The 1,569-nt window shown below is 69.0% G+C and carries 2 protein-coding genes and 1 pseudogene; 1 reads left to right on the top strand and 2 read right to left on the bottom strand.

Annotated elements, in window-relative coordinates; genetic code table 11:
- Positions 1 to 35: 35 nt before the first annotated feature.
- Entirely contained in the window at positions 36 to 449 is a 414-nt protein-coding gene (locus tag ACFWP5_RS52430) for an organic hydroperoxide resistance protein (RefSeq protein ID WP_019056748.1), read from the bottom strand.
- 130 nt (positions 450 to 579) lie between these two features.
- Between ACFWP5_RS52430 and ACFWP5_RS52425 the strand changes: the two genes are divergently transcribed.
- Positions 580 to 1,053, top strand: coding sequence for a MarR family winged helix-turn-helix transcriptional regulator (locus ACFWP5_RS52425; RefSeq protein ID WP_384174542.1), 474 nt, complete (start codon positions 580 to 582; stop codon positions 1,051 to 1,053).
- Here ACFWP5_RS52425 and ACFWP5_RS52420 read toward each other — a convergent pair.
- Positions 1,013 to 1,569, bottom strand: a pseudogene (locus tag ACFWP5_RS52420) (hypothetical protein); the annotation flags it as partial. The gene ACFWP5_RS52425 and the pseudogene ACFWP5_RS52420 overlap by 41 nt on opposite strands.

The raw sequence follows: 1,569 nt of genomic DNA, 5'->3' as shown, positions 1-1,569 counted from the left end.
CACCTCTGTGCCGGGTCACGGGAGCGTCGTAGCGACTACTCGATGACGAGGTCGACCTCGATGTTGCCGCGCGTGGCGTTCGAGTAGGGGCAGACCTGGTGGGCGGTCTCGACCAGCTTGCGGCCGGTCGCCTCGTCCACGGTGTCGGGGAGCTCGACGCGCAGGGTCACCTTGAGGCCGAAGCCCTCGCCCTGCTTGCCGATGCCGACCTCGGCGGTCACGGCCGCGTCGGTGACGTCGACCTTCGCCTGCCGGCCCACGAGGCCGAGGGCGCTGCCGAAACAGGCGGCGTAACCAGCGGCGAACAGTTGCTCAGGGTTGGTGCCCTGGCCGTTGCCGCCCATCTCGACCGGAATGCCGAGCTGAAGGTCGATCTTGCCGTCGTTGCTGACCGCGCGGCCGTCGCGGCCGTGGGTGGCGGTGGCTACGGCGGTGTAGATCGCGTCCATGGAAACCATCCCTCTCGGAAGTCTGTACGGGGGTGGCCGGTCCGGGTGTCCGGACCGCCTCACGACGATAAGTAGAGCACACAATTTAATTGCCCACAACTAAATGGCCCGCTAGCGCTATCCTGGAACCATGACCACCACTCCCGCCGCCACCCCCACCACCGACTGGCTCCGCCTCGACCAGCAGATCTGCTTCTCCCTGAACGCCGCGTCGCGCGCCTTCGGCGGTGTCTACCGCGTGATCCTCAAGGATCTCGGGCTCACGTACCCGCAGTACCTGGTGATGCTGGTGCTGTGGGAGCACGGCGAACTGCCCGTCAAGAAGCTCGGCGAACACCTGCGACTCGACTCCGGCACCCTGTCCCCGCTGCTCAAGCGGCTGGAGACGGCCGGTCTGGTACGGCGTGAGCGCAGCGTCCGCGACGAACGCTCGGTGGAGGTGCGGCTCACCGACGAGGGGGTCGCGCTGCGCGAGCGGGCGGTTGAGGTGCCGCGCCGCATCCTTGGTGCGACCGGCTTCGACATCGACGAGATCCGTGCGCTGCGGGAACGGCTCGACCAGCTCACCGGGGCATTGGATTCGGCGACGCTGGAGGAGTCGTAGGCGCCGGCTGCATCGGTTGTGGAGGCATCCGGCGGATGTAGAGGGCGAGCTTCACTCGCCCTCGTACGTACTCCTGTCTTCGCGCGAACTCCCCGTCCACGACGTCGAGTTTGACCCGGTCGGTCGGCTCGCCGGGCACCCAGCGCGAGGGCAGCAGATTCGACTGCGCGACGATCCAGACCCGGTCCACGCCCGCGAGCCGCGCCCGCAACTCCCCCGGCCCCACCTCGCGCCCGCTGAGCGTCCCGGACCTCGCCCCCGACTCCCCCAACGCCAGGTCCCGGGCCCCGACGAACGGCCCCGGATACGCCAACGCCGTCACCCGCCAGAACGACGGCAGGAACAACACCGGGTCACCGGGCCGCAGTTCACGCCCAGCGAGCACGGAGACAGCGGCGAGATTCTCGGGGCGACGGTCCGCGGAACGGTCGTTCCGGTAGGCGGGGAGGCCGTGGAAGAAGGGGACGGCTACGGCTAGGACGCCGGCGAGGGTGATGAGGTTGGTGCGGGTGATGA

The organism is Streptomyces sp. NPDC058469 (genome assembly GCF_042721125.1).
Taxonomy (GTDB): Bacteria; Actinomycetota; Actinomycetes; order Streptomycetales; family Streptomycetaceae; genus Streptomyces.
Note: the sequence above shows the minus strand (reverse complement) of the source record. Positions and strands in the feature narration are given on the sequence as shown.

What these genes read in the sequence shown, in the direction of transcription:
- ACFWP5_RS52430 (WP_019056748.1), bottom strand. Translation starts at nt 449, where the DNA reads ATGGACGCGATCTACACCGCCGTAGCCACCGCCACCCACGGCCGCGAC.
- ACFWP5_RS52425 (WP_384174542.1), top strand. Translation starts at nt 580, where the DNA reads ATGACCACCACTCCCGCCGCCACCCCCACCACCGACTGGCTCCGCCTC.